At 42.4% G+C, this 24,728-nt stretch carries 11 protein-coding genes and 4 pseudogenes; 3 read left to right on the forward strand and 12 right to left on the reverse strand.

All coding sequences use genetic code 11. The features are described from left to right. Nucleotides 1-146, forward strand: a pseudogene (locus tag B3Q46_RS07200) (IS3 family transposase); the annotation flags it as partial. A 125-nt stretch (nt 147-271) separates the two neighbouring features. Here B3Q46_RS07200 and brxL read toward each other — a convergent pair. Genes brxL through B3Q46_RS07240 form a run of 8 tightly spaced genes read right to left on the reverse strand, consistent with a single transcriptional unit; the run spans nt 272 to nt 16,293 of the window. Next, nucleotides 272-2,311 (reverse strand): protease Lon-related BREX system protein BrxL, encoded by a 2,040-nt coding sequence (gene brxL / locus B3Q46_RS07205; RefSeq protein ID WP_005021615.1) that lies wholly within the window; start codon nt 2,309-2,311, stop codon nt 272-274. 29 nt (nt 2,312-2,340) lie between these two features. Beyond that, on the reverse strand, nt 2,341-4,965 hold the full coding sequence (gene pglZ / locus B3Q46_RS07210) for a BREX-1 system phosphatase PglZ type A (protein WP_005021613.1): 2,625 nt from the start codon (nt 4,963-4,965) through the stop codon (nt 2,341-2,343). Then, nucleotides 4,962-6,905, reverse strand: coding sequence for a DUF262 domain-containing protein (locus B3Q46_RS07215; protein WP_010116437.1), 1,944 nt, complete (start codon nt 6,903-6,905; stop codon nt 4,962-4,964). Before B3Q46_RS07215 ends, pglZ begins: the two co-directional genes overlap by 4 nt. Beyond that, entirely contained in the window at nt 6,905-10,444 is a 3,540-nt protein-coding gene (pglX, locus tag B3Q46_RS07220) for a BREX-1 system adenine-specific DNA-methyltransferase PglX (RefSeq protein ID WP_010116439.1), read from the reverse strand. Before pglX ends, B3Q46_RS07215 begins: the two co-directional genes overlap by 1 nt. A 46-nt stretch (nt 10,445-10,490) precedes the next feature. Then, nucleotides 10,491-14,171, reverse strand: a complete 3,681-nt coding sequence (gene brxC, locus B3Q46_RS07225; RefSeq protein WP_111885889.1) for a BREX system P-loop protein BrxC — start codon at nt 14,169-14,171, stop codon at nt 10,491-10,493. A gap of 41 nt (nt 14,172-14,212) precedes the next feature. After that, on the reverse strand, nt 14,213-14,788 hold the full coding sequence (locus B3Q46_RS07230) for a DUF1788 domain-containing protein (protein ID WP_002010699.1): 576 nt from the start codon (nt 14,786-14,788) through the stop codon (nt 14,213-14,215). Nucleotides 14,789-14,804: 16 nt separating this feature from the next. Beyond that, nucleotides 14,805-15,416: a DUF1819 family protein gene (locus B3Q46_RS07235; RefSeq protein ID WP_005021604.1), complete on the reverse strand. Its 612-nt coding sequence runs from the start codon at nt 15,414-15,416 to the stop codon at nt 14,805-14,807. A gap of 10 nt (nt 15,417-15,426) precedes the next feature. Further along, nucleotides 15,427-16,293: a WYL domain-containing protein gene (locus B3Q46_RS07240; RefSeq protein WP_005021602.1), complete on the reverse strand. Its 867-nt coding sequence runs from the start codon at nt 16,291-16,293 to the stop codon at nt 15,427-15,429. A 208-nt stretch (nt 16,294-16,501) separates the two neighbouring features. Here B3Q46_RS07240 and B3Q46_RS07245 point away from each other — a divergent pair, with 208 nt between their 5' ends. Then, on the forward strand, nt 16,502-16,831 hold the full coding sequence (locus tag B3Q46_RS07245) for a DUF4236 domain-containing protein (RefSeq protein WP_004726791.1): 330 nt from the start codon (nt 16,502-16,504) through the stop codon (nt 16,829-16,831). Between the two features lie 271 nt (nt 16,832-17,102). Here B3Q46_RS07245 and B3Q46_RS07250 read toward each other — a convergent pair whose 3' ends face one another. Next, nucleotides 17,103-18,335 carry an ATP-binding protein gene (locus B3Q46_RS07250; protein ID WP_286714054.1) on the reverse strand — a complete coding sequence of 411 codons (1,233 nt, stop codon included), beginning with the start codon at nt 18,333-18,335 and terminating at the stop codon, nt 17,103-17,105. 550 nt (nt 18,336-18,885) lie between these two features. Beyond that, nucleotides 18,886-19,809: pseudogene (locus B3Q46_RS07255) on the reverse strand (HNH endonuclease signature motif containing protein); the annotation flags it as partial. Nucleotides 19,810-20,385: 576 nt separating this feature from the next. Here B3Q46_RS07255 and ltrA point away from each other — a divergent pair. Further along, nucleotides 20,386-22,047, forward strand: a complete 1,662-nt coding sequence (gene ltrA, locus B3Q46_RS07260) for a group II intron reverse transcriptase/maturase (protein ID WP_005265392.1) — start codon at nt 20,386-20,388, stop codon at nt 22,045-22,047. A 103-nt stretch (nt 22,048-22,150) separates the two neighbouring features. Here the strand turns inward: ltrA and B3Q46_RS07265 are convergent. Both B3Q46_RS07265 and B3Q46_RS07270 read right to left on the reverse strand, forming a co-directional pair. Next, nucleotides 22,151-22,885: pseudogene (locus tag B3Q46_RS07265) on the reverse strand (HNH endonuclease); the annotation flags it as partial. Between the two features lie 1,332 nt (nt 22,886-24,217). Next, nucleotides 24,218-24,728: pseudogene (locus tag B3Q46_RS07270) on the reverse strand (integrase); the annotation flags it as partial.

Here is a 24,728-nt window from a genome sequence, read left to right on the forward strand (position 1 = left end):
AGATTATCCATCGAATTGGGCAGCAGTTTCCGCAATTGCTCCTAAAATTGGCTGTACTCCTGAAACACTACGTGTTTGGTATCAAAAATATTTAGATCAACAAAATCCTGTCAAAGTACAAGATATCTGATCAAGAGAAAATGAAGGGTAATCCCCCCTAAAAATACTAGCTCTTTAAAAGAGGCAGTATTATGCTTTTACAACATGGTATTTAAACTTGAGAAACTGAATTTAAAACAATCTACTGTAACTCTTCCAGACAGATATGAAATTAATCCACCCCTAACCCTTTAAACACCGCATCCACCGGATCTGCATAAAAGCTGGTCTGGAACTTGGTAAACAGTTCCACAGGAATCGTTGGGATATCTGCCGCACTACTCATGGGTAAAGCAACCTTCTTGGCACCCGCATCAAAAGCAACTTGCAGACATTCGGCAATACTTTCCACCGGTGTCACTGAACCACCCAAGCTCATATCACCCAGTACCACCATCTGACTTTGTACCGATCGTCCTAACAGGCCTGAAGCGAAAGCCACTAAACTTGGCAAGGCAAGATGGCTGAGCGGCCCGGTATTCTGTAATTCAACCACATGTAAGTGGAAATCATGTTCCAGCACCTTACTCCCCCCCGAGATCCGGGATGCATTGGCCTTGAAGTAGTCAAATGCGATCTTGACCTGCTCCTTGGCACTGCTTGAATTCCATAAGCCTGATGTGGCCAATTTTCCTGAACCTTTAGTGACTTGCAGTTCTAAGCGGTATAAGCCTGGCATGCCCTTATTACTGAGGCCAATGGTATACAGGAAGCCTGGTTTAGCAGGACCTTCGGGAATAAGTCCACCTCCACCCTGCTCTTTTACCGAAACAAAATGCTCTTCTAGAGTGTCATTGTCGATATAGCTAAAATGCACATCATAGAATTCCATCCCTCCAATTTTCTTCAGCTGTTCTTTGACCCGACGGCGCACCTGCAGTGCATATTCCAGGCATTGCCGTACATCTTCTTTATTAAACTGACCGTGTGGGTAAAGCAGCTTCATCAATCCAGAAACCGTCTTGCGAACGGCGATCACATCACGCTGATTCAGGTTATTCCCTAGCTTGAAGTACTTCTCAATGGCATCCGCAAAACTGCGCTTGCGCATTTCCCGGAAGAATTCAGCCAGATAATCAACAATCAGGCCATAACGGTTGGTAAAGAATTCCGGGCGCATTTTTGGAATTTCCCAACCTGGGATATAGGCATGAAAGCGATCAAAGAATGCTGAATCGATCATAGCTTCAGGAAACGGAGCCAATAAGTGGCTAGTCTTCACCAAAGATTCAACACTTTGGTTAATATTACCCACAAAAACCATCGAAGCTGAGGCTTCCATCTGTTCACGACCACGAGCAAAAGATCCTGAGGCCATGTAATCTTTCATGATCTGTACACCATCTTTGTCCTTAAAGGAAATACCGGCGACTTCATCAAAAGCTACCACATCCCATAAGCCCACCAGACCAATACGGCGGCTACTCATGTTATAGAACAGGTTGGCGACAGTCGTTTGCCCACCAGAGACTAAAATACTATTCGGTGAACACTCTTTGTAAATATGGCTTTTCCCGGTACCGCGTGGTCCCAGTTCACAGACGTTATAGTTATTTTCAACGAACGGAACCATACGCGCTAATAGGTGCCATTGCACGTCCTCTTTTAACGAAGCCGGTTCCATGCCGATGGAACGGATTAAACTCTCGCGCCACTGATCAGTGCTTAATGCTGCTCTGCCACTGAAGAGTTCATCCATATTCATATTCGGCATTTGAATCGGCTTGAGTAAGCTCACCCCAAATGGAGAACTAGTCTGCCCTTCTTCAAAATAATAACTGAGCGTAGCAATGACCCAGATACCACCAACAAGTAATTTTTCATACTCTTTGACGATGCCTGCCGAGATTTCGGCATCTTTGATGCCCAGATTACTAAATGATGCTTCGTATTTGTCCTTACGCTCATTCAGCTTTACGGTCACCCGATCAATGACTTTATAACTGCCACGTTCACGAACCAGGGATTTCACCTTCTCAGCTTCATCAGGTCGTACATAGTTCTCTGCCAGCACCGTCTTTACGTTACGTAGTCCCTGCTCAATGATCTCAGGATCATCCGAGGCACAATACATCCCTAGCAGGTATTCGAGTACATAGACAGGAACGTTAGCCCCTTCTTTGATCAGTTTAGTCAGATCCTTACGTACCACCCGCCCAGCAAAGTGTTCATTCAGCAGCTGATCCAGTTCTTTATCGTTAGCAGATTCCATGTAGGCTACGCTCTATCGTTAATTCGTTATTAGAAGAAGTCATCGGTAAATGCCAAATCAATGGTGACCTTATAGCGCTGCACTTCGATATTTAGGTCTTTGTCCTTCAGTACCAAGAAGTAATCTTTCTTACGGTCAAAATCAGTACCGGACAATGACAGTCTGACCTGTTTTACCCGTTCCGCAACAGAGTCGGTAGTGCTATCAAAAGTCAAAGTTTCTTCACTGGAAACTTTAAGATCCCCATCATAAATGGCAATGGATAAAGTCACTGGCATGACCAGCTCACTGACAGCTTCGGTTTGCATCAAATCAAACTTCTGGATGTTATTGACCATCTTCAGCGTGGATTTGGTAGAAATGACCTCAACTTTACGCTTGGTCCGCTGTCCAGCCTTTTCACCACGTAGCTGTTTTACCATCAGTACCGGTACCACAATTTCCTGAGGCATGATGCCGCCATGCACGAAACGTGAGCCTCCTACAAAATGGAAACGGTTCGCCCCTTTTGGAATCCAGAAATCAGTCGCAGATAATGTGCCTGCCGTAGCTTGGGTTGAGCCTTTCCAGGCTTCCTTGCTCTCTGGTAAACCATGCCCAATCACATAGCGTTTTTTGCTCTTCAATGTATTGGTAGGTTTTTCAGTCAAGCTTGAACGATCCGCAGATTCCAGTTTACTTTGCTGGAATAAGAAGCCATGGTCGGCTGTAATCAATAGGGTGGAAATATTAAAGTGCATTAAAATTTTACGGCTGAGTTCAGTCAGTTCTTCAATAGCATGTTCCACCGCCATAAAGGTTTCTGATTCTGTCGAGGCGCTGTCGCCGCGTGCATCAATCACGTTGTGATAAACGTAAATCAACTCATAGTCTTTCAGCGCTTCACGGCCTTCATCACGCGACCAGCCTTTTACCATTTCAGCGGTTACTGCCAATCCATTATAGGCAGCCAGAATTTTGGATCGTGCTGCAGTCCCTTTGCTAGATTGCCCATCTACTAAAACATCATCCCCTGCGGCCTCTTTGTATTCCAAAGTCTGATGCGGCAACAACGAGGCCATGCCAAGTGTGGTGTAACTTGGGACAACACCCAGCTGTGAAGACAAGGTCGCTTCAGAATAACGCTTTTCATTGATACGATCACGCAACTCTACCGCAGCTTCATAACGGAAAGCATCACTGATAATTACCACAATACGGCGTTTCGTTGCAGAATTGAGTAAGGGTCTGACGTGGGTATCGTAGAAGTTCTGCTGATTTGGGATATCTGCCACTTTCCAGACATTCAAGCGTTGCTCAGCTTCTACACGCTCGCCCCAGTTTCGTGCCAAGTGGTCAATAAACCAGTAGGAATAGCAATTTTCGACTTCTTCATCGAGTTTTTTCAGGATATCGACATGAGCGCGTTGAGAAGCAGCACTGTAGTGGCGATAGGCCATATCAAAGCGATACAACTCCTGCTCGTAGGCTTTATACAAGGCTTCGCTAGAGTCGAAATAGAAACCGGCATCAAACAGCAGTCGCAGGCTGAACAGCTCAATCGCTGCCTGCAACGCTGTATAGACGGTGCGGTATTTACGGCGGGTTGCATCGTCCTTATGTTTGGACGCCCAATAGCCATCCAGACGGGTAGAAATAATCGTTCTGAAATGTTCCAGTTCAGCTTTGGCTGCTGCAGGGATATGACTGGCCAAATCAACAATGATCTTTTGTTCAATCACTTCAAAAGTCATGACATCGAGCAGCTGCTCAAGATCAAAAGCCCCGACCTTTTCTTGGATCCGCAGTGCATTAGCCACGGTCTGGGAGAGTGTATCGAAGGTTGGGTAGTATTTGGAGCTGTCTCTCCAGCGCGACAAAAAGGCTCTGGCTGTTGCACGGGAGCTGACGGATGACATCACCAGTTCCTGAGCCCATAGCGGTATATCGCCCAGGCTTTCACAGAAACCTGTAGTCATCAAACGGATAAAGAACGTACCGAGCTTGAATGGTGCTTCCCCATTCAATTCTTCAACCGATGCTGGATAACCAATTTCCGCCTGTAATGCGGTGACTAAAGCTGGCACCAGTTGGAATTTTTCCAGTTCAGCAAACGATTCCGGATTGACTTCCAGAGCCAGGTTCTGCTGTACCATTTCATCTGCTAGTGCTAGAACGATATGCATGAGTTCGGCACTGTCAGCTTTGACCACAGCCGCAATCATGGCCATATCCAGATCCTGTTCATCTGCATCAGACTGGATATAGCGTTTCAATGTACTCAGACGGGCTTTGGCTTTAAGGAATTCTTCACGTTTGGCCAGATGTTCTCTTAGACTCTGCTGCTGTAAACCCAGCTCATTGAAAATAATCGAGAAACGATCGGCATAGAAGCTGCGTGAATACAGCTTGATGTCCAGTAACCAGTCTTTTTCGGTTTCAGGCTCAGCACTGGGGAAATACAGCAAGTATTTACCCTGCTGATCCTCAAGTTCCAGTTTAAGCTTGATCGCCAAACTCGACTCTTCTGCCATATTCAAAATCTGGACATCATTTAGCTTTAGGGCTTTGATTTCTTCAGTAAATGAATGCTCTGCATCGTACCAAAAGACAATTCGGTGCTGTTCAGTATAAAAGGCTTGTTCCAGGCCTTGCTGTAGTTGACTTAAGTTCATGCAACCACCTCTACATCCTCTACTGCTGGAGCAAGTGGAATTTGGTCAACATGTAGCAATTTTGATTTAAATGCATCGTCACCTAAAATAATATTCCAACGATTTTCCATAAACTCTAAAAGAGTAATACCACGTTCGTAAATTTCTTTCGGTGCCCAATCATCTTGAATATTGACTTCATTTTCAGATATAGAACCGTTGTAATATCCCACACCGCGTCCATTATTTTTTTTCAATTCAAATGCATCATTTTGCAACGATGAGTTTTTTGAACGGGATAAAGGCAACAAATTTCCTAGTGAATGGACCAATAATGTTTTTTGTTGGCTATCTAAATAGCCAAATTTATTCATCCAATATGGATCAGTATCTGTTTGTGGGTAGATATGCTCTAATGTGACATGATCCTTCATACGCGAAGTAAATTCTTTCCAATCTAATTTACTTGTAGATTGCTTTCCTTTAGCTTTCAGCGCTTGTTCATACTCGAATAAAAAGTATCGAACCCCATCCCAACGATAGAAACCTGCTTTTTCTAACTCATAGTTTTCAGCAATATATTCCAAAAATTTGTTTGCTGAAAAATGACGTTCTACCCAATTGTTTAAGTCATGCACAATTCCTTCCGTTGTAATCTTATGATTAAGATAATCTTTCGATTTACTCAGGAAGTTCGAATCACCGGTATGTCCTCTACGGCGACTTAAGGTGAAAATTGTGAAAATATATCGCTCTATCGCTTTAAGTAGCGTATTGGTTTCATCGAAATTATTACCACGACAAAATGCAGCCAGAATAAGTGGTTTAAATGATTTATAACCAAGACGAACCAATCTATCGACTAACTTTTTATTGCTGTCATCGTTATAGTCTTTTAAAGGATAAGATGGGTTATGCATGTAGAACCAAGGCCTAACAGCTTGTTGTAAGCTCATGACATAATCATTGATTTCCCCTACGCTTAACTGATCATTGTCATTTTTAGGATGTGTTACATTTTGAACAGTAAATTTTTCATCCAACAAATAGTCTCGATAATCATCACCAGTTTGTCGACTAAATTTAAAGTACATTACCCAGTGATTTCTTAAAAACTCCTCATCACTCAGCAATTTATCTGGATTACGACCTAAATACTCATAAATTGTTTTCCAAGTCGCATTAATATTATTTCGTAATTCTGACCTACCACTATGCTCTGGGAAAAGTGTGGATAGATAAATTAACCTATTTTTTAACAATTCTAGATTAGATAGTGGTTTACCACGATTGTTCATCGTTTCAAATGTAACAAATACATCTATTTCTGCATCAATCTCATAAAGATTAAACTTAAACTTTTGCGTCAATTTTTTATAAATTTCAGCAATCTCATCTAACTGTAAAGTTTCTAATTTATCCTTAAAAAATTGCTTTGCTTTTGCAAGATTTCGGGTATAGAAGGTCTGCTCATCATTATTCGTTGCGGATTTCTCTAAGAACACTCCTGTTCTTAGAAATTCATCACTTGGATTATCTTTTTCATATCCAAAAAGATAAGATTTACGCAATCCAGTTGGTGCGATATGCAGGATATATTGCTGTCGAATTTCAGCTACAGTCTGGAAGTTTAATTCAGAGCCTTCTGGAACTGACTCTAGTATGGCTTGAATTAAGATAACTGAAGTCGTTAGGCGTTGTTGCCCATCTACAATATAAAATGGCTTATACCCTTTACCATCAATAATCCAAAGATCACTTTCCCAACGTTTCCAATACTCATCTGCAACGGGCTCTAAGGTAAGTACACCTGTATAATGAACGCGTTCAGGACTTAAATGAATTAAGTCCTCCCAAAAGTCATTCAGTTGATGTTCTTGCCAAGCATATCCGCGTTGATAATCAGGAATTCGAATAATTCTATGCTCAAAAATACTGCTTAATGTTTTTAAAGCATTCATCATTTCTCCCCCGTAATCGCTTTGACTTCAGCCAACAAGTCGCCAAACTTGCCATAGTTCACTTTCACCCCATCATCCAGATCTAAGTGAATACGCTGATCGGCAAAGTGACGCAGTTTTTCTTCAAAGCTACTCAGTTCAGCCTGTTGCTTATGCAAGTTTTGTAGTTCTTTTTCTTTACGTTTGATTTCAGCAGCAGAATCACTGTTTTCGATTTCACTTTGCAAAGAGTTAACCATCGCTGTCATTTTTGAAATCAGTGGCATCACGTATTCAGTACGCATACGCGCCAAGGTACTTTCGTTATAACGATGCAAGTACACCAATGCCTGGAAAGCCCCCTGTTTTCCACTGCTGAATAACCAGTAAATTGGACGCTTTTTATAGGTCTGCATGTGGTCTTTATAGAACTTGCTGGCGAGGTAACGGCGGATGGTGTCTTCAGCTGTTTCACTGGCTTTTTTGTCCAAGCTTTCTGCCAGCCACAGCATATTGGTATCCAGTGTGTCTTTACCCCAAACAGCAGTTAGGAACTCTCGAAGACGATGGGTGGCATCGTCTTCGAACCAGTGCATTTCGGTGAGTGGAATAATGCCGTCAGCATCGGCTGGGAATGTTTTATAACGGCTGGCATCAAAGTCTTGATTGCCTGTATGAGCATAGATCAAGCCGGGTTCATCTAGGCTATAACGTCCCATCATACAACCCAGTGCATAAGACACTAAACGCTGACTGTCTTTTTCACGGTCGGCACGGGTAAGGGTAATTTGCTCATCTGGTACATCTGGCGTGAGTTCATTCTGCAAGCCATAGGCATCAATAAATAGCTTATTATTTTCTTCTTCCAACCGTTTCATTTCACCCACGGCGTCAGCATTTTGCTGTTGCCACGTATTAAAGGCTTGTTCTAAGGTTGATTGGTTAGTACGAATAATTGGGTTTTGAGTAAAGTCCCATGATGTTTCATAGGAGTCCCAATCAATTTTTGCAATTTCTATTAATTCAGAAATATTATCCTCATTAAAGCTTTCTTCAACTTTCTCTGGATATGGTAGTTTTTTATAGTCACCAACTTGAAAATGGAATGAGTCATTAAGCATTCTTGAGAGATCGTGACCAAGCTTAGAATTTAAAAATCCTAATATAACTTTTTGAGTTTTCTTATTACTTATAAACGTAGAATGGCCAGAAACATCAAATATGGCTCCAGGTGGCTGATAACGTGCAGATAATATAGTACTAGTTAAATCCGTCCAAGTTATTGACTCATTGAAATAATATTTTCGATTTTTGATTACAAACTCAGGATCACTAATCTTAGGATATTTATCTGTAACCAAATCAATCAGATCCTGTCCATCATTTTCATAGCGAACTACATGATGCTGATTACCATACCATCTCCGCACTTCTCCACCCTTATTGTAAGGGAACCAGTAGAGACCTTCTTTATTGCCATAAACAGCACTTTTACAATTAATACCCATTTTCTCAAAAGTAATTTCATGCCAACTTCGAAGATAAGTAGCATTGTCCGTAGTAGCCATCCCTTGTCGTGGATCAGAAAACTTACAAATATTAGGTGATTCTTTGAAAAAACTATAAATATTATTACTCACCCAATAAGCTATTGGACTACCGGATACATTTTTAAAATCATCCTGAATATTATTGTCAAATCTGCAGAATCCATCTTTTAATGCAACCTCTTTAGAATCTTGTGCTAAATCTACGAGCCTGAAAAATACTGGTTTAAAACCATTAAAATGTTGCCCTTGCATCACAAAAGCAGTCGTTTGTACAACTTCACCTGAAATTTCAGGGAATGCTCGTGCACCTAAATGTGCCATAGTTTGAATCGTACGATCTTGTAATAGCTTTTCACGCATTGCTTCATAAGACGACAAGAACATCCAGCTTTGCATAGTGACCATACTATTAAAGCCACTGTCTTTACACCAAGCAAACCCACGTTCAATAAACATTGCGAATAAGTCTGACTTACTGTCAGGGAATTTCTTCTTAGCAAAATCTTTCAGGGCTGTATTCATACCCTTGCCGCCCATATACGGCGGATTGGCAATCACAGCATCATATTGTTTAGCGAGTAATTTAGCCTGTTGGACTAAAGGTAATAATTCTTGTGCCGACTGCTGCGCAAAAATATCCCCTGACTCTAATGCTTTATTCAGCTTGCTTTCTAAATCAGGTAGTTTCTTAGCGAATGCTTGAGGAATTTGAATCAAAGAACCAAAGGTAGAAGCATGTTCAAATAGCTCCAGCAGCTCTTTTAAATCTGTCTGGGCAATACCAGTACTGGCTAAATCCTGAGAAAATGCTTCTAGTCGTTCTGGCTGACTATCCTGTAACGCAATAATATTTAACTTCGGTGGATTACTAAATAAACGGCGGTCATCCTCACGCGCTTTCATCAACAGCGCAAAACTGGCGAGCTGTGCCGCACGGGTATCAATATCAATGCCGTACAGGTTATTTTCCAGAATCAAACGTGGAATATCACGGCTACGGTAACCACGTTCCAAATAAATCGCTTTCAAACAGTCATAAGCTTCCACCAGAATATGCCCCGAACCACAGGCCGGATCCAGTACGGTAATACTTTCAGGATTTAAAGTATCACCATCTTCACTGATGCGCACATCAATCAGTTGTTTTAACTGGGCATTGACCTCATCGGTCTGTTCCGCTGGCTGAATATAGTATTCCCATTCACTGGCAAGCGTACTATCAGGCTGTGCCATCATCCATAGACGGCCGACACTGTTCTGTACCAGGTATTTTACAATCCAGTTTGGGGTGAATAACTGTGTCGCTGCAGGAATGTCTTCACTCTTGACGACTTTACCAATCACTTGATCTTTCTTTTCAGAAATATAGAATTGATACAACCAGCCAATAATTTGCACATCCGACCAGTCTTCTTCCGGAATGCTGCTCACTAAATCACGGATCAACGAATCGGTTTTGGTAAGATTATCCGGTAACAGTAGTTCAGACTCATCAGAAACCTGTTCAAACAGGAGTGGCATCACCTGATTCAACGCATGACACTGAGCCAGTAACAGCTCACGATACAGCTCTTCGTCTTTATTGCCATCCAGCTTTAACTCAGCCACACGGCTGGCATCTAAACCCGGTAAGTCAATATCCAGACATTCTTCCAGAATCTGCGGTAACCCAGCACTGCCATCGGCACTACTCAGTACACGGCGACCATGATCCAGTAAGCCTTTGCATTCCATGTAGCGAATCGCACAGAGACGGTTAAACCAACTGTAAGCGATATAATCAATCGTCTGCTCAAAACTGCTGGTTTGAATGCGTTTGATCAGCTTATCACGTGGTTTCATGACGGATAGCGGAAAAACCTGATCGCCAATCAGCAGCAAGTCGCCTTTCTGTTCAGCCGGTAAAATGCTGTCTGCGGTGATGCCATATTTGGCGGCCTGCTTGCGCATCGCTGCGATAAAATCGTTACGTGCTTGCGGTGCGTATTTTTTAATATTACTGGTATTCATCTTTAAACCTTTAATTAATGACTGATGCCGATATCCCTAAGCCCTGTTAGCGGATACGCACACGCTTTTTATCACTCACAATTTTTTTCAATTCAGCTTTGAGTGCGTCTACAAACTGATCCACTGATTCTTCTGTTTCCAGATAGACACTGCTGGAGGTTTTGCTGTAAATGCTGGCGACATCGACTTCCACCACCGGTTTCGGTGGAACTACGGCTGTCACAGGCTGTACCGGACTCGCAGCAGGTGTTGATGTATCTGGGCTGGAGGTGGTTGCAGTGTTGGTTACACTCTCTGCTTTGCTCTGAGCCAGTTGTGCCGTTTTGGTCTGACGCTGGATTTCCGTACGAACTTCGCTTTCCAACTCATACAAGACTTCATCAAAACGCTCCACGGCGGTTTGGGTTTGCAGCATATAGATGGTGGACAGGCTAGTTTCCACTTCAATATCCGTTTTAAGCAGTTGTAGTGGGCGTAATAGCTTGTTACTCAGCTCAGCGGTAGCGATGCCACTGTTTTTAATCTCAGCTTCTAACTGCTTGATCTTGTCATCAATGTGTTCTATCGCCTGATTACGCTTCTCAGTCAGCAATTGCTCATTGATGCTTTCCACTGTGCGAACCAAATCAGCCACTTTATTTAACAGGCCATAGGGCGATTCAAGGGTGAAAATACGATGTAATTCGGAGAGGGCTTTTTTTGCCACCTCATCACTGCCCAGCGCCTGTTTGTTTTTCTCAAAATGACGTAAGGCCTGTTGCAGTTGCTGCCAGCTCGGCATCTGGTTAGTGAAGAACTCATGAATATCACGATAATCTTCTTCCAGATCCAGATAGTCGTCCTTGTTCTCAACCACGGCCTTAAAGAAATCGAAGCTGTCGCTATTAGCCAGCAAGCGCTCCAAAGTCAGAATCGACTTTTCAATCACTTTCTTGCCCGGGAACTGCCCGACATCAGTTTTGCTTTTGTACGACTTAAAGTTGGCTAACCAGTTGTTAAAATGTTGGGTATAGAATTCAAACAGCTCTTTCTCAGTCGCTGGCCCCATGGCCGAGAATAGGTCTTGGGTCAGTTGGCGTGCCTGTTTCAATACCTGATCATCAGTCTGGCGTTTTTTAATGATCGACACATCACGGCGACGGCGGCTGTTTTGTAAAGGCTCAAAGGCATCTTTTAACTGTAAGCTGCCGCCATTTAACTGCAGTGAAATCCGCCCCATTGCCGCCAACTGACCCACCAGCAGTAAAATCTCGGCATCCGGCCAGCCATAAGGACGTTTGGCAAAACGATCCACCACATCCGAGACCAGAATACGCTCTGTACCAGTGGCCCGTAGTGCAATGTACTGCTCCACTTCCTGTAGGGCTTTGGGATTGCTCTGACCGCCATCCAGAGACAATCCGAGCTGCGCCATATCATCGACAGTCAAGACGGCGTTCAGTTCACGCCAGGCATCCTGCTGATAGACCTGCAGATAGCTCAGTTTGGTATAAGTATTTTCCAGCAGATAACGACAGGCCTCATCCAGCTTGGTGATTGGACTTGAAGATGAAAGTTGTAGATGTTGACCCAAGGCATAACTTTCCGCCTCCAGCAACATTTCTTCGACCCGGACACGCAGGCGTTTTTTACGTTCTTGGTTCTCACGACCACGGTCTGCCAGAATACGGGAAATATCGGACTGAGTGCCATCATCATTTAAGCGGATGAATTTATTGGTTTTCAGCCAGGTGCGCAGTTCATTAAAGAACTGTTTATCGTCTGCCAGTTTAAACAGTATCTGCCCTTCGGCCTGAGTACTTTTACCAATACAGTAAGCTTCAGTGTAGAGGTTATATTCCGTATCTAGTGGAGAAATGATTTCAACTTTCAAATCGCTCTCATACTTCCCATCCAGGCTATGGCTATCTAGGAAACGACCAATCTGATAGTCCATCTTGTTGGCTTGATGGCGGTATTTGTTCTGATCGCGCAGTAAATCTTTAAAGATCAGATTGGCTAACTCTTTATTTTCTTCTGAAGCTGCTAAGTCAGTGGCTTTGATTTTTCGGGTAATATCACGTTCTTCATTGGTCAGGAACAGGAACTCATCGCCATTCCTCGTAATCAGGCTCTCTTTTTCCAGACGCTGCAGGCTCTCTTCAATCCGCTTGCGCAATGCCAGCTTATCTTCATCAATTTTCTCAATCGACAAAGTCACCAGGTTATCCAGCGTACCTTTGATGATATCGACATAGCGGATCATGAACAGGGTACGCAGCATCTGCACATCAAAACCATCCAGGGTCTTATTCTGCCCTGCCTGGTCGATGGTACGCTTCACTGCAGTATCCAGGAAACCTTCGACTGAAGTATAGAAGCGGTGGAAAGGAACCAGGGCACCGACTTCATCTGTAGCAATCGCATTCGCGGCCATCTGGAACGCATCCAGCATGGACCGTTCACCATAGGCCAAGTGTGCACCGGTCGCACCGACTTTACGGATTTCTTCAAATACTTTTTGCACCAGCTGGAAATGGTACGGCGCAAAAGGATAGTTATGAATAAAACTTTCTGGCCCCTCATAGTTCTTGAGGGTTGGGCCTGAACGGTCAAAGGTAATCTGATTTTTTAAGATATCGCCCTTTTGCTCAAACACCGATCTGAGCAATGCTTCAGCTTCCGGGGTTTTACGTAATAAACGTTTCTGGATGACTTCATCGGTATTGGAACTGGACAGTGATAAACGGGTTTTAAAACGTCCAGCAATCTTGGAGAAGTCATTGGCTTTGGAAGAAGACATCTCACCTAAAACAGCATCGATGTCTGCCTGTGAGGTGACGATAATCCAAGCGCGGCCTTTACAGATCGTACCCAGGTTTTCAGTAATGGTTTGCAGTGTCAGCATCAAGCGGGTATCGCTGCCAATAAACTGCCCCACTTCATCCACCAGAAACAACATGCGTTGCTGGGGTCCTTTGCTGTCCAGGTATTCTTTCACCCACTGACAGAAGTTTTCGACCGAAACACTAAAAGTCTGCTCAGAATCCTCAAACCACTTGTGTGCCGCTTCTGCTGATAAGTTGAGGGCTTGGGAAATTGCGGTTTCGACATCATCCTGATAGAACTGATAGCCGTCACGTTCTTCTAGCCAAGACATGCCGCTAGATTCTTCAAAAGCCTGTTTAAAGCGCTCATACACCCCTTTCTGGCTCAGGTGACGTTCCATATGTGCAATATGTGGATGATCGGCACTAAAACCCTGATACTCGTTAAACACGCGTAAAAACACATTCAGAATCGGATTGCCGTCATCATTGGAACTGGCTTTACTGTCGATGTTAAATAGGATGACATCGGCATGATGGCTAACGGCCTTGCCAATATCCGCACGGATAAACGCATCACGGATTTTGCTTTCATCAAAGAATTCTGCAGCACTGCGTTCGTTACCTTCCGCGTCACGTGCCACTTTATTGGCCAGAATATACGATAAGGTTTTCAGGAAGTGTGATTTACCTGAACCAAAGAAGCCTGAAATCCATACGCCGACACGATTGGCAATCGAAGGATCGCTTAGGTCTGTACCATAAGACTGGAAAAAGTCCCGAAAATGCTTTTCCAGCTCATTGGTGACCACGTATTCATCGAGTTCCTGATATACCGTGGTATTGTCATTCTGGTCTGCCTTGACCACCCCGTTTATCGCACGATCTAATGGCTTGTAAAAAAGTTCTTTAATGTTCATCTCAATCCATTCCCCCGAATTCTTATTTCTATTTGCCGTGTTTAAGGCACCAATCTGAATGCTCTGTAGTAATTGTTGCTTGGAATTTTTCCAAATAAACTCATCGCTTGACCGTCGTAATAACCTGGGTAAAACAGCACCACTGGCTTATGCCCCAGTAACGAATGCAAACTATTCAATAAGTGATGGGCACGTAACAGTGGCCAAACCGACCCAACCCCAGTCATCAACACAATATCTTGCGCATTGGTGGCATATTTACTCACCAGATACGGCGCGAACTTATCCATATGCAGTGGGCCCTTTAAGGCTTTGAGCAGCGCTTCATCGCCTTTGGCTTTTTGCATTTGAATGGCTTTATCGATGAAGTTACGCTCAGCCAGATAATCCACCACGGCTTGCAGCAGGTTGATATTCACCACCTTCAGCTGACTGTGTTTTTTCTCCAGCATCCCGTCTAGAAAATGCAGATATTCGCGCACTTTCAACTCATCTTCAGGTGCATAATCAAAAATCCAGAAGCCAATTTCATTACCCAATCCTTGTCCAGTGAGAAACTCAGTGGAAAGAATTCGCTCTGGAATCTGGTTCAGACGCTCATGTATTGTTTGACTCATTGCTGCCCCTCTACAACTAACGCGCCCATACCGACACTTCCATAGATCTTTTAATGCGTTGTTTATAATGTTCTTCCAACAGGCTACGCAGCTCTGCTCTGACGATCACGCGCTGCAACTCCAGCTTACGGGTACTTTTTAAGTAACCGGCTTCTGCCAGCATGCGAAACACCACCTGCCCCATTTTTTTCTTGCTGGACTCTTTCCAATCACAGATATCCGGATCGCGTTGTGAGCGTTCATCCAAAAAATCTGACCAGATATAACTGTCCAAGTATTGCGCCTGAGAGATATAGGCATCCCTCATCACCGTTTCCATAAACTCAAGCAGCAACAGGTTGCGTTCCAGTGCGCTACAAAAAGCCACCTGGGTCGCCAGCTCATCATCCCCATCACGTAGTGCTTTCCAGAAATCAGGCTCTAAGCGCTCCAGACGCTTACGAATAGCGGTGGCATTGCGTTGAGCTGAAGCAGGCGTTCTTTTTTGCAGAATATTGTCAATCTGAATGGCCTGATGCCATTGTTCTGGAGTCGCTTCTCGTAATAACAGATCCGCGATCAGCCGGCTTTCACGCACCATCAGGGAACCACCAATCAGGTCACTGTCATAATGAAATTGTTCTAACATGGCCAATCTCCTATGAAGCTTGATCAAACAGGTAAGACGACAGCTTTTCGATATCTGAACCTTGTAACACTAAGGTATATTTCAAGGCATCTTCCGCCTCAGCCAGCGTGATCGCGGCCTGATATCGCTGCAAGGTATAGTGAGCCAGGGCTTTTTTCACCGGAATCTGTAATCTGCCATCAGGCATGCCGAAGTCTTTTTCGACCAGCGCTTGTTGTGATGAGTTCAATTTTGGATTAGGGATCAGCGTCAGTACAATTTCTTCATGCCATTGCTGATCTTGAGCAGGGTCTACTGACTCAATCGCCACCACAACAGGTGTACGATCAATTCTGGAGAGTAAAAAGTCCTTAAACTGCTTGCTCTGATGGCAATAGGCACGGACATGCCAGCGAAAACCGGTATACACCAGGGTATGTGGGGAAATCATGCGTTCATGCCACTGCGGATTCTGCATCGAGGCATAAATCATTTTTAAAGTACTTTGGTTGCGGCAGGCACGCAAAACTTCCCGAATCACTTCAGGACGTACACTGCGATCAGGTAATTGAACTGCTGCAAGATTCGGTTCTGGCATCGCAATCAGCGCATGCGATTCACTGACCAAGCCCGAGAGCATATTGAGATATTCATTGATATGCGCTGTAGTCAGTACAGGCTGGAAGCTGGCCTTAGGCACATAGCCTTTTACGGAGGGGTCATGAATCAAGGCATCGGGGTTATACAGCGTATTATAGCGCTTGATATCCGCAGAAGCCTGCTGTCGACTCAGCCCAAACCAGCTCATTAAACGATTGGTAACCAAACGGCCTTCCCAGTAAGCAAGCAGCTCGATGGCTCGCATTCGAAGAAGCACTTCATGCTTATCTGTCGTCATATACCAATCAGTCAATAAATAATATTTCTAAGATTACCCCACAGCAAATATACAGTAAACATTTTTGACGGTATTTAAAGGTAGTATTGCAATCATCAGATAAAAAATATACTAGTATCCTGATGATAGCCGTCAAAGTACGATCTCTAGCAGATCATGGATCCTGGTATAGCGCGTGAATTGAGCTAAGTTTTAGAATGAGAGTAATATGGGTTTTAGATTTCGTAAAAGTATTAAATTATTCCCGGGTTTTAAAATTAATCTGACCCATAAAGGCATCAGCAGTGCCAGCATTGGCAAACCTGGTGCTTCTCTAAATATTGGGAAAAAAGGTACGCGAACCAGTGTCGGTATTCCAGGTACGGGACTATCTTACTCTAAACACCAGCCTTACTCTAAAAAGACCCGTGTTCCACAACCGACATCGCTAGAACACACGGAATATAATCCTCAGAATTTAGAACAACCGAAGACAAAGATCTGGCCTTGGATTATTTTTGGAATATTGTGTTTTATTGTGGGTGCCGTCATTTTTTAGCAAAAACAACATTGTATTTTAATCAAAAAAAATGCCCAGATGGATGAATGGGCAAACTAAGGAATTAATATCCTTCAGAAACTCCAGCGCAATTCTCGCTACTTTCAGTAAGCGACTCTGGCTCATTCATGATAGTCTGACTCAATCGAATCGAGGTAAATCGATCCATCACAATTGGAGCAGAAATTATGCTTGAATACATTCTTGAATGATGCTGAAAAGTCTTTGAGTTTTAATTAATAAATAAGAGTATCCATGTCTACCCTCAACTTTACTTATTTTCAGATAGCAACCAATCGAGAGCACTCATTTTTACAATACCATTATAATTCGCTTCAGTCCCTATCGTGTCTAAGGTAAGTAAATACTTGGGATACGAATCAGAAATTTTCTGTAATGGACGTAACTCTCGGCTGAGTGTCTCCTCATTGAGCGTTTCTAATGCCACCTGATAATAAGTTAAATTCTGTAAAGTATCGACAGCAACAAAATCAATTTCATATTCATCAACCCGCCCTACATAGACCGTATAACCTCGTCTGATAAGCTCAAGATAAATTACATTTTCTAAGATATGACCTTGATCAGCATTAGCATCAGGCAACATAATCCGGCGCAATCCGACATCAACTAAATAGTATTTTTCAGAGGATTGTAATAACTCACGCCCGCGTACTTTAAATTGTGCGGCGCTATAAAATAGCAAACTGTCCTGTAAGCCCTGAATATAGCGTTTTACTGTTTCAAATGAGATTTTAACCCCACTTGAAACAAAGGTATTTTTAATTTTATTGATGGAAATGGGTGAGCCTGTCACGCTTGCCAAATATCTTGCGACACGCTCGAGAGAGTTAATATCGGCCGTATTCAAACGGGGAATAACATCTTTAAACATTACACTGGCATAGACCGCTTGCAAGTAATCATAGGTTTCCTGCTGGCTGGTCATGGCAAGCGTATAGGGGAAACTACTGTGCGTGTACATGGCATACAAATCACGATTGGATAATTGTTGGATGATCGGATTATTTTCAATATGCCACTGTTTAAACTCTTGGAATGAAAGGGGTAAAACATGTTGCTCGATATAGCGTCCTGTGAGTAAAGTCGCAAGTTCTCCACTCAGAAAGAATGCGTTTGAACCTGTAATATATAAATCGATATAATCTCGAACATATAAAGAGTCGACTACTTTTTCAAAATTAGTAACATGTTGTATTTCATCTAAAAAAACATAGTTTTTTTTGCTTTTATCAACTTTAGACAGTACATAATCATGTAGTTTACGGTAATCTGTGAGTTCTTCAAATTCCATAAATTCGAAATTGATAGCAATGATGTTTTCGGCTTGTACACCCTGTGCTTTTAGGTCTTGTTGAAACATCGCTAACAAGGTGGATTTTCCAGAGCGACGTACACCCGAAAGCACTTTAATGACATCACGGTCTTGCCATGTATTCAGAAATTTTAAGTAGCCATCACGTCGAATATTAGCGCTTCTCATTGTTTACACTTGAAATCTAAATTTTTAATTAATTCTATCAAAGTTTAGAACCTAGATGTAAAAATATTCAATTTTAAAAAAAGTTTAAAGTTTAAGTGAAACATTCAAAGCTACTGTTGAAGCATGCAAACAGTAGATCTGATAAAAATCCAAATTCTGTCTTTTTAATTATTTTCCATGTCATGTTATGTCATTGATGCTGCGACTTAACTGCTATATAAATTAAGTGAAAAGTAAAAGGAATTAATATGTTAACTAGAGTGGAACTCATTTTTGTTGTGCTGATGGTCTCAGCCTTAATCCTAATTGCTTATGAAATGCTAAAAGGTTTATTTTAGAGCATCTATACAATTTTTGATCAAAAAAAAGCCCACAGAGGGAATCTATGGGCGAAACTAAGGACCTTGACGGTCATTCAGAAACTACAGCTAGTTTCTGGTTGTGATTCTGGACTGAATTAAAAATAACCACATTGGCTGAATGTATCAAAAGTTAAATCATGTGATTAATCATTGATACATCTGCAAAAATGAGCTCATCGCTCTGTTGATTAATACAGTAATTCACCAAACAAATCCGCTCTAATCTCTTCCAGACTCAGATCTGATTTCATTCTATTACAGATGGGATGAACCAACAGACCATTCTCTAGAACGCCTTGCCCACCTACGGCTTTGGCAATCCTATGATCCGATTCAGTAGAATCAAGATAGATCAATCCATCACAAATGAGGCAAAAGTTATGATTACCCACCACAAAATTGTGCTTAAGCAGACTCTTGGTTAATGCCGAAAAGGCCTTTGGCTTTGATCGAGAAATTGGACTAATCGACTCCACATATCCCACCACATTCTTGACTACTGCATCATCATAACCACCCAAAAATCTTTCGACATAAAACTCGTTAAAGTTTATGTACTTGAAGGCCTTAGACATGGACAGAATAAAGGTATTCAGGCATTCCTCATCATCAAAATCAACTTCCATTTCCAAGCTTAAGCAAATAAAGGCTTTATAGACAATTTGTAGCCGATCATAGCCCTTGATACCACTGCCGAACTTGCCGACCGTTTCGGTGGTCGCCACGGGGAAATTGGCGATCAAGAACTCAATACTACGGCGTATCCGGGTGAAGTCCTTGAAACTAATCTTTCGATGATGAATCTGCATGCGGCTTTCATGAATTTCATACACAATTGAAAACCATGCAAGAAAAGAAGTAATCTGAAAACGCTGATCCTTATAAAAATATAAGTATGGATGTAAGCCCAAACTCGGAACCCCAGCATTTTTTACAGGCGTCGCTATCCTGCAAAGAATGGTCAACAGATGCGACATTAGGTTTTCAACGCGCTCCCCCTGATTCAGACTCATAATATTATGAATCTGATCACCCGCAATGATATTCATCAGCTCATTGACCAAGCCAATTTTTTTGCCATGACTCATTTCATTGTCTAATAAAATGGTCGAAGTGCGACACGAAGTCGCTTAATGAAGTTGTTCCCCCTGCGGGAACCACCCGTGTCACCGGGTGAATCTAGAAGGCTGAATAAAGAGCGCCTTCGACAATGTAACGAGGCACCGCAAGGTGCGGGGTATCAATCGTGAGAGGCGTACCCTTCTGGCAGCCATAGCCGGACAAGGGCTAGATAATCGGTATGGTGAACACATGTGAATCTGCGTAACGATCGTTAAGTTGAACGAGCGGAAATGGCTGATACGCTCGAACCAAAACGGTAATGGAGGTGGGAATTGCGTCTTTCGACTACGCATTCGTGACCCATACGCCTCCCGGTCGATAGCAGGCACCTAAGCCGATGTACTTCAGTAAGCGGAACGTGGAAATCCCGTATTACTCCCATTGGGAAAGCAGTTTGCAAAAACTGCCCATGGTGATGCGGGCGAAGGAACGAGGAAAAAGCGAATGCCAGTCTGTAATGGGTTGGATAGAGGTTGAAACATTACCCCACGCGAAAGCGGGCTGACGTCCTTATGGTCTCTCATCACAAGAGAGTGTGTAGAACCCTTTTAATGGAGGGAGAGCAAATGAATGCAGCAGTATCAGCGTGTGCACCTTCCAGCACATCGTGGGACAGCATCGATTGGATTGCTGTACAGCGTCATGTCAGAGGGCTGCAAGCGCGAATTGTGAAGGCGGTACAAGACGGCAGGCATAACAAGGCGAAAGCTTTGCAATGGCTGCTGACTCACTCGTTTAGTGGCAAAGCATTGGCCGTCAAACGAGTGTCTGAAAACAAAGGCAAAAACACGGCTGGGGTCGACAAGGTGACTTGGAATACACCCAAGGCCAAGACCGGTGCGATGATGTCGTTGAAGAGGCGAGGTTACACGCCCCTTCCGCTTCGGAGAGTCCTTATTCCGAAGAAAAATGGCAAGATGAGACCTCTCGGGATACCCACGATGAAATGCCGGGCCATGCAGGCGCTCCATCTGCTGGCTTTGGAACCCATCGCGGAGACCATCGCTGATCGGAACTCTTATGGGTTCAGACCGCAACGCTCAACCGCGGATGCTGCAGCACAGTGCTTTGGTGTGCTGTCAAGAAAAGTAAGTGCGGAGTGGGTGCTAGAGGGTGACATTCAAGGCTGTTTCGACAATATCAGCCATGACTGGATGATCGCCAACCTCCCAATGGACAAGGTGATTCTACGGAAATGGCTCAAAGCCGGTTACGTCTACCAAAGCAAGCTGTTTCCCAGTCGTTCCGGAACACCGCAAGGAGGTATTATCTCCCCGGTGCTGGCCAACATGACCTTGGACGGACTGGAAACGATGCTGGCGAAGAGGTTCTCTAACGCCAAATGGACAGGCAAAAAGCTGCAACTGGTACGGTATGCGGATGATTTCATCATCACGGGGTATTCTAAAGAGTGGCTCGAAAATGAAGTTCGTCCTGCCGTGGTTGAATTTCTGGCGCAGCGCGGTCTCGTGCTCTCTCAGGAAAAGACCAAAATCACGCACATAGGGAACGGGTTCGATTTTCTTGGCTGGAACGTACGTAAGTACAACGGCAAGCTACTGATCAAGCCGTCAAAGGCAAACATCAGCGCTCATCTTGACAAGCTGCGAGCATTAATCAATGCAAACAAAGCGACACGACAGGCCACTTTGATCGGTTTGCTCAACCCGATTCTAAGGGGTTGGGCCAACTATCATAGTCATGTCGTTGCCAAGAAGGTTTTCAACCAGGTAGACAACGCAGTGTGGGAAATGCTCTGGCGATGGGCTGTACGTCGCCACCCTCGCAAGACACTCCGATGGGTCAAAGATCGGTATTTCAAAGTACAAGGAGCGCGTCGATGGGTGTTCTCATGTGATGAACAGTCCGCCGATGGTCGGAAGCGACAATACACATTAGTGTCTGCCTCGGACACGCCAATTGTGCGACATATCAAGATCAAGGCTGCTGCTAACCCTCATGACCCCGCATGGGATGAGTACTTCGAATCCCGATGGGGTAAAAGAATGCTGGTCTCCGCAAAGGGGCGAGCCAAGCTGTATCGGGTGTGGCTAAAACAAGGTGGTCGCTGCTGCGCCTGTCTTAAACCAGTCACCAAAGATACACCATGGCACAGCCGTCATATTGTGAAGCTAAGTCATGGTGGAACGGATGCAGTTGCTAATCTTGAGATTTACCATCTGTATTGTCCGAGGAGTGTTCAGTTTGCCAATGTCAACGATGTATAACCGGGTGCCGAATGGCGCCTTAGCAGAGGCTTGAGCCGTGTGCTGGGAAACTCGCATGCACGGTTCTTAGGGGGTTGGACGTAGGTAACTGCGTCTGACTACCCGACAAAAGTAGCTGGTGGATCCTCTCCCCTAACTCAATCAACTCATTTAAACGTGTATATTGGAGCTCTTCTAGGTTAGATTTATTGTCATTGATATAACAACAGGCATAGATCGCATAATACGCGTCACTACCGCGATTTCTGAGGTGATATTCCTCATATTTATCTAAACGTTTAGTATCTGAGTTAATCGATTGAAATACCCGTCGCGCATCTTCCGGGGTCCCCAGTACCTGCCGGAAACTGATTTTAATATCGCCTAATTTCGATTTTTTTTCTGCAAATTCGGCATCAGTACAAATTTTTTGAAAATCAGCAAGATCTCCTAAATAATTGCGGAGGTAACGAATATCTTGTTTTTGTTGATCATTGAAATTAGGTGCTTGAGGGACTTGCTCATCCGCAAAATATCTATTGATCCACGCATAGATACAGGAAAGACGATGTGCTCCATCAATAATGTAAATATTGCTGTGTATATCTTTCCAATACAAAATGCATAAATTGATGTTTTGATCTTCTGTGCAATCCTCAATAAAGTTTGCAATTTCTTGCACGCTCCAACATTCCGTAGAACGCTGGTTATCCGCCTTAAATAAACATTTGATGATTGGATGCTTTTCAAAATCAGTCAGTGCCACTTCAAAATTGTCACGCTGCATTGAAGGTGACATTTCTTCTGGCAACATGACTTTACGCTGAATAATATTGGTCAATAGTCGTGTAGAACCCATTTCTTATTTTCTCCAGGCAACACTTTCCTACTTTCGCTCAAGTACGAAATTTGAAAATGTATATAGTTCGATTTGGTTAAAGCTGTGAATTAAATGACCGTCAATATCCAGTCAGCGCTAACAAAAGAGACCTAAGAGAAATGGGGGGATTAGATAATAAAATCTTCATGTTTAGTACCTGTAGTTTAGAGTTCACTATCTACAACCATCTTTTCCACGAGATGGAGGTAGACCAAACAGGGGTGGAAATACCGCACTACAGAAGACGGCCAGTCATAGACTGCCCTGCCTGGCCTACCATAATGGCAAACTAAGCATAATAAGCACAAAAAACCGCTAAAGCGGTTTTAATGCTTCTGTAGTAATTTTCAGGTTTCCACGCCCGATTACAGATTTTGCTGTAACGTAATTATCATATGGGTATCTTTTTCTTTGGTCAAACCAAATTAGAATTTTTTATTCATTTTTTAGTGATATTTTAAAATTGAATGCTGGCTTAATTTTTTCAAAATTTTAGCCGAAAAAATCCCTGTATTTTACCTACATACAAGGATCCGTGTTTAGCTCAAAATCTATGCTGCATACTTATAGAAGGATTACCTAAGCTAATTAATTTATCTTCTCCATTTTTTGGTATCTCATTAAAATCTAAAAATAATCATATTGGTGGACTCCCAAGCCTTTGCTTTGTAAAACAGCAGTTTTAAAAAGCAAAGGCTTGGGCTATTTTTCTGAAATATATTTGCTTAGGCTATTTAAAAATTAGCTTATAAAATCAAACCAAAAACACAACCAAGTTTTCTATGCTGTATTTAATATTATAAATCTAGCAAAATTAATTTTTTTATTTATAAAAAATAAAAACTAATTTCCCTATTTTACAGAATAAAACAAATCAATTTATAGGGTAAATAATTTATATTAACTCACTAGTCTATAAAATTTACCTTATATATAATTTTATATTTTATAGATTAAATTTAAAAAATAATATCCGAATAAATTTACAAGAATAATAAAAAAATACAATTAAATTTAATCTTATTTTCTCCTGCGAGTCATACAAAATCTTTTGTTTATTGAGTATTTTTTTTGATAATCTCTCATCTAGCCTATCCAGGCTATTCTCAAGAAAAAAATTATCAAAAATCAACCTCACAGAGTGTACACCTCGCGCTAAGTGTCCTTTTTTGACCAAAAAAAAAAGAAGAAATTTACATAAATAATGAAAAAATAATCAAACATGAATTACCTAAAGTTATATACCGATGTTTTTTATATATTTTTTTAATAAAAAAAAACTGTAGCCCCCTACTTCTCCGGTAAAACATTTTAGACCATTTTCTTTTGACCCAGGGAAGGTACTCCAAGGCATTTCATCTTAAAAAAGATACTTTGTAGTACAATTTTTTGTATCAGATGATGCTTTGAATCTGCTTTTTTATTACTAATTTTATAATATTTTATTTTAACTTCAGTCCCTATTTTTTTATCAAAATCACTTGAACTTGATTTTTCTATATCTAAGTAGGATTCTACGTCCGAATATATTTTGGTAATAAACTCTACAAATGAATCGTACAATTTTAAATCTTTTTGACAGACTGCTTCAAAAACTAAAACTGATCGATCATTTTTCAATGAAATTTTATTTTCCAAAATATAATAAAAATTTTTAATTTCTTTTGGGGTAATTTCTTTGTCAATTATGAATGGCTGGCATATTCCATATAAATACGACCAATTGATCATTCGCTCCCAATTTAAATCCATTTCTTGCAGATCACGCTCCTCACTTCTAGCTATTTCTTTATCTTTATAAAGGCTTTGTTGCACAAACCTA

This window comes from Acinetobacter sp. UBA2581, assembly GCF_002339435.1.
Lineage (GTDB): Bacteria > Pseudomonadota > Gammaproteobacteria > Pseudomonadales > Moraxellaceae > Acinetobacter > Acinetobacter variabilis.

What these genes read in the sequence shown, in the direction of transcription:
- B3Q46_RS07240 (WP_005021602.1), bottom strand. Translation starts at nt 16,293, where the DNA reads ATGACGACAGATAAGCATGAAGTGCTTCTTCGAATGCGAGCCATCGAG.
- brxL (WP_005021615.1), bottom strand. Translation starts at nt 2,311, where the DNA reads ATGGAATCTGCTAACGATAAAGAACTGGATCAGCTGCTGAATGAACAC.
- pglX (WP_010116439.1), bottom strand. Translation starts at nt 10,444, where the DNA reads ATGAATACCAGTAATATTAAAAAATACGCACCGCAAGCACGTAACGAT.
- B3Q46_RS07245 (WP_004726791.1), top strand. Translation starts at nt 16,502, where the DNA reads ATGGGTTTTAGATTTCGTAAAAGTATTAAATTATTCCCGGGTTTTAAA.
- ltrA (WP_005265392.1), top strand. Translation starts at nt 20,386, where the DNA reads ATGAATGCAGCAGTATCAGCGTGTGCACCTTCCAGCACATCGTGGGAC.
- B3Q46_RS07250 (WP_286714054.1), bottom strand. Translation starts at nt 18,335, where the DNA reads ATGAGAAGCGCTAATATTCGACGTGATGGCTACTTAAAATTTCTGAAT.
- pglZ (WP_005021613.1), bottom strand. Translation starts at nt 4,965, where the DNA reads ATGAACTTAAGTCAACTACAGCAAGGCCTGGAACAAGCCTTTTATACT.
- B3Q46_RS07215 (WP_010116437.1), bottom strand. Translation starts at nt 6,905, where the DNA reads ATGAATGCTTTAAAAACATTAAGCAGTATTTTTGAGCATAGAATTATT.
- B3Q46_RS07235 (WP_005021604.1), bottom strand. Translation starts at nt 15,416, where the DNA reads ATGTTAGAACAATTTCATTATGACAGTGACCTGATTGGTGGTTCCCTG.
- brxC (WP_111885889.1), bottom strand. Translation starts at nt 14,171, where the DNA reads ATGAACATTAAAGAACTTTTTTACAAGCCATTAGATCGTGCGATAAAC.
- B3Q46_RS07230 (WP_002010699.1), bottom strand. Translation starts at nt 14,788, where the DNA reads ATGAGTCAAACAATACATGAGCGTCTGAACCAGATTCCAGAGCGAATT.